The 4978-nt window shown below is 41.2% G+C and carries 2 protein-coding genes; one reads left to right on the top strand and one right to left on the bottom strand.

Features of this window, described 5'->3' with window-relative positions; all coding sequences use genetic code 11:
* Positions 1 to 467: 467 nt before the first annotated feature.
* Positions 468 to 3581: a hypothetical protein gene (locus tag B5F71_RS18735; protein WP_087213363.1), complete on the top strand. Its 3114-nt coding sequence runs from the start codon at positions 468 to 470 to the stop codon at positions 3579 to 3581.
* Between the two features lie 656 nt (positions 3582 to 4237).
* On the opposite strand, the gene B5F71_RS18730 is transcribed toward B5F71_RS18735, so the two are convergent.
* Positions 4238 to 4978 (bottom strand): PD-(D/E)XK nuclease domain-containing protein (locus B5F71_RS18730; RefSeq protein ID WP_206423869.1); only part of this gene is annotated, 741 nt, incomplete at its 5' end.

Here is a 4978-nt window from a genome sequence, read left to right as displayed (position 1 = left end):
GCTCCTGTTCTTCGTCAGATAGCCCGCTATCTTCCTCATCACAGAAGCGAAAATGCCTCAAAAACTCATCCCAAATCATCGCACGATAAATTCAAAACAGCTTCTTATTCATCACAGAAAAACAGCATCAATTTTATCGTAAAGTTAATCTATATTAAACAATATTTTATTGTAATTTTTTCATACAAATATCATTTCCTGCAAGGCTCATTTCAATCTTTTGCCTTCTCCTTTCATTCAACTTCCCGACTACAAAACCGGCACATATCCGGCACATTTAGTTAACAAACCCTAATACAATTCGAATACATTCCTATAAATCAGCCGTTTACAAACAATCCGTCAGTAGCCGGCGCGGTTACAAGCCTGAGTTGAAACAGGCAGATACAAAAGGTAAAGCAGGACTTGCAAAGACCTGAGTTAGAACGATTTGAGTTTTTTAATTTATAAATTAAATTTTATTTGTTATGAGAAAAAAGTATTTAAGTGCACTGCTGTTCGGAGCGTTATTGGTCGCTTCAACAGGAACTTTTACCTCTTGTAAAGACTATGATGATGACATCAACAATCTACAAGAACAAATCAGTGGCCAGGAAGGTGTAAGCACCAAGATTAGTGCGATAGAAAGCACTATCAGCAGTTTGCAATCTGCACAAAGCGGTTTGCAAAGCGCAATTGATGCTGCCGAAAGTGCTGCCCAACAAGCTGCTCTGACTGCTCAAAACGCTGCCATTGAAGCTGCAAAGGCTGACTTGGAAGCGGCAAAGGCTGAACTGCAAGCTGCCGCTACTGCAGACAAAGAAGAACTGCAGGCTGCTATTGCTACTGTTAACGAAACATTGGCAGGCATTTCGGGCAGCATCCAGACTTTGGAACAGTTCAAGACTAACACTGAAGCTTCACTGGAAGCCTTGGCACAAGCTGACACCAATTTGCAGAACGCCATCACTGAGTTGGAAGCTTCTGTAGCTGAAAACGCTCAGCAGATTGCTGCCAACAAAACCGCTATTGAGGCACAGGTTGCTGCTTTGGACGAATATAAGGCTCTGACAGGTGCAGACATTGATGCTTTGAAAGCTTCAATCGAAGCCATCGAAGCTGGTCAGTTGACCGAAGAAATGGCTAACAAGATTGCAGAGCAGGTGACTGAAACTGTTGGTGCTGAACTGGATGTAATTTCTGCTGCATTCAGCAAGGCTGTAACATTTGTGACCGTTGTGAACTATAATTTGAATGGTAGTAACAATAGCATTGTTCAAGGTGCTCTGACTACTTTGGATTTGCGTACTGCTGTTGCACGCGTAGATTATACATTCGGTAAGGACGAAGTTGAAGCTGGTACATACGAAATCGCAAATCAACGTGAATTCAAGAAAGGCGAACGTGCTTTCTTGTCTGATTCTATTGTTATTCGTGTATCTCCGACTAATGCTGTACTGACTCCGCAGCAAATTTCATTCGTAAATTCTGATAAAGTAACATTGGATAACTTGGTAACCATTGAAAGCGTTGAACCTGTGAAAGGTGTAGCTACTCGTGGTATTTCAGCTAACGGATTGTGGCAAGTGAAGTTCAAACTGAACGAAGCGAGCTACAAAGATGAAGCTTATAACGCTGCTTCTAAATATGATTACAAAGAAGGTATGGATGTAGAAAAGATAAAAGAACTTAAAGACATCCTTTATGCTGTTGCTGTCAAAGATACTCCGGAAGATACAGAACGTTACGTAACCAGTGGATACGATTTGACTTTAGGCAATGAGTACGATTATCATTATGACTTAGAATTCATGGTAAACGATACTTATTATAAGGATATCCGCAACCGTTACTATTATGCAGAAGAAAGAAACAATGACTATACTAATGACAATCAAGGACATACTTGGGTCGTAGACGAACAGCAAAATTTGTTGTTTGATAAAGCATGGGATTTGGACGCTGAAGGTGAACTTCAAGAAGATGGTACAAATTTCTTGACTGAAGTAGATGGAATTGATGCAGGTTACACACGGACAATTTACGGTAATAAACAAGATTGGTATTATGGTGGAGATGAACGAAATTCACGAAATTTCTTCATGGCTAAACCTAATGAAGCATTTACTGTAAGACTGGGTAATGAAAATCAATCTGAAGCAGATTTGGCAGGTATCTATGGTTTCTATGTGACACTGGATTCACAACGTGCCGTAGAAAGTGCTCCGTCTGAAATCAATGCATGGAACTCTTATGCTGGAAAGATTGAAGGTCTGAATCAAATCACCACTTCAAGAGAAATCACTTTGAACATTAAAGACGAAAGTGCTAATGGCGATATCATCGGTTTCCGTGTATATGCCATCAATCAAGATGGTACATTGGTTGACCCAGACGGTAAAGCATTCTATGTATCTGTTGGCAATATTGCTCAAATAGAGGTAACTGACGTTAAATATACTCCGACAGAATTCAACGATCAGGTAATTGACGAAATTCCTATACCTGCCGAATTGACCCAGTTGTTCAAACAAAGTATGTTCTACCGCATGTCCGATTGGACAGTTGATTATGAAAATAATCCAGTTGTAAGCAAAGGCAATAATACATATAAGTCTGGATTTAGAATTGAGTTTATTGATGAAAATGGAAATTCTACATCTCCGTATTATGCAGAGACAATGAAGATTACGTTAAATGAACTTCCTTGGATGTACAAAGACGGTGGAACTTATAGCGGAACCTTCAATATCAGAAATGAAAAAGAAGCTGTTGTAAGAACTGTTAAAGTATCGTTCACTAAGGAAATGCCTACATTCCCGAGCGAATTCTCTATGAAGAATAACCAGTTGACAAACGGTGCTAAGGAAGTGGTTGTAAATATCAATAACTGGAATAATAATCCGGTTCATAATTTGGGTACTGCATTCAATGGCATTTCTACAGCAGATAATGCAATTGTAGACAGGAATTATACATTCACCAGCGATAACGATCAGATTGTATTCAACTCTGATTGGATCAATAACGATGATCGTTATGGATTCTATCTTGATGTAGATAATAACATGAATGATGCAGCTAAACTCTTCTCAGATAAGAATACTACTGATAAGGTTTACAATGTGACTGTAGGATATGTTTACGAAGGCATTTCTTCGGAATCTGATGATACTAACTACGAAGTAGATGCTCCGACAGACAAGAACTTCAAGATGAGATTGGTTTGCGGCAATGGATTAACTTCTGAATGGAAGAATTACGATGCTAAGAAGGCACCGATTCATAGTGAAATTGTTTATGGTCAAACTACTCGCATAGCAGCTGCCGATATCTTGAAACTTAAAGAAGGTGATACTAATATCACAACTCTTACTGCCAGCCAGATTAAAGATTGCCATTTGGCAACAGGCGGTGTAAACGATGAATACTTCAAGGTTTCGTTTGATGAAAGCACTCAAGAATTCATATTCACAACAATATTGACGGAAAACCCGCCGGTATCTGACATCAAGGGTGCTGAATTAAAGTTTACTTTGGTTGACGTATTCGGACATGAAAATCCGGAAAGTTATAAATACATTGATATCACGCTTCAATAATACAAAGGTGGTAATCAAAGTGATTTAAATAACCAAATGCTTACCTAAGATAAGAGAGGCATTCTCAATCTCGTGTTGGGGCTGCCTCTCTTCTTTTTTAACTGATTATCCTTATGAAAGCCAACATCCAGAAAGCCTTTGTCGTCTTGATTATCTGCCTAAGCGCAGCCGTTGTGATGTATTACCTTTGCAGCTAATGCAGAAGAGCTCCCAAATGGCAAGCCACAGGACAATAGATGAAAGCTGATATAAAGAACAAACAATTTCGAAACGGAGCATTCCTCTGTAAACGGGTACATCAACATGCTGATGGAAAACTCCCGATTCTACTATCGGACCTATACGGAAGACAAAATCATCCTCAAATACATCGCTCCCCAACTATAAACTCGCCAACGCTTGCATCCGGCCTATCAACCTTCCGGAAGTGTCTTTATTTGCAAGCCGCTCATATTCTCTTTCCCGAAAAACGATTAATAACCACTTTTTTATTAGTGAATATCCACATTTCACTCAATGAACTGTAGGGACGTATCGCATACGCCCTGAAATCATCCGCGTGGATAAGTTGACGCATTCAGGGCGTATGCGATACGCCCCTACATGGATATTTACGAAATTCATTAATAGTAAATCGTAAATAGTCAAATAGTAAATCAGACGGTTTTCCAGTCCTCCACCGTCCCCGTTTCGGAAGAGAAGTTCACACCTATTTTATATAAGGTGCGCGGGTCTGCTTCGTAGGGTCGGGCATAACCTTTCGCCTCTATCTGCGCCAAAGCCTCGTCCGCCGTACCGTCGCGCTTGAACTCGAAAATATAAATGTAGTCATCCGTCTCCACGATGCAGTCGGCACGCCCCTGACTCTGCTCTTTTTCGGCATAGACCGTGTAGACGCTTATCAGGCGGAAGATGAGGTAAAGCGTATAGTGGAAGAAGCGTTCCTTCTCCGCCTCGTCCTTCTTAGCACGCATTGAGTATGGGATACTGGCGAGAAAAGAAGTAAACAGCTTGCGGAGTTGTTCCAAATCGCCTTGACGCATGGAAACAACCACACTCCGTATCCAGCCGCCCAGGTTTTCCTGAGGCTGCAAATAACTGGAAGCAACCAACGATACAAAGCCGCTCTTCACCTCATTATTCGGGAAGTCGAGCAGGAATGTACCGAAATCACTGTCGTAGCCCTTGATGGTCAGGTATCCGCTTTGGTAAATCATCGGCAGGGGCTTTTCCACATCCGCCTTATAATCGACAAACTCCTTGTCCTCGTAATATTTGCCGGTCATTCCGTTCAGGTCCTCCTGCGTATGGTTCAGCAGGCGGACCAGATAGGTGGGTGTGCCGCTGGAGAACCAATAGTCACGGAGTGCCTTTTTGGCAAACGCGTTCAGCAGGCT

Origin of the sequence: Bacteroides sp. An269 (genome assembly GCF_002159755.1) — a bacterium.
Taxonomy (GTDB): domain Bacteria; phylum Bacteroidota; class Bacteroidia; order Bacteroidales; family Bacteroidaceae; genus Phocaeicola; species Phocaeicola intestinalis.
Note: the sequence above shows the minus strand (reverse complement) of the source record. Positions and strands in the feature narration are given on the sequence as shown.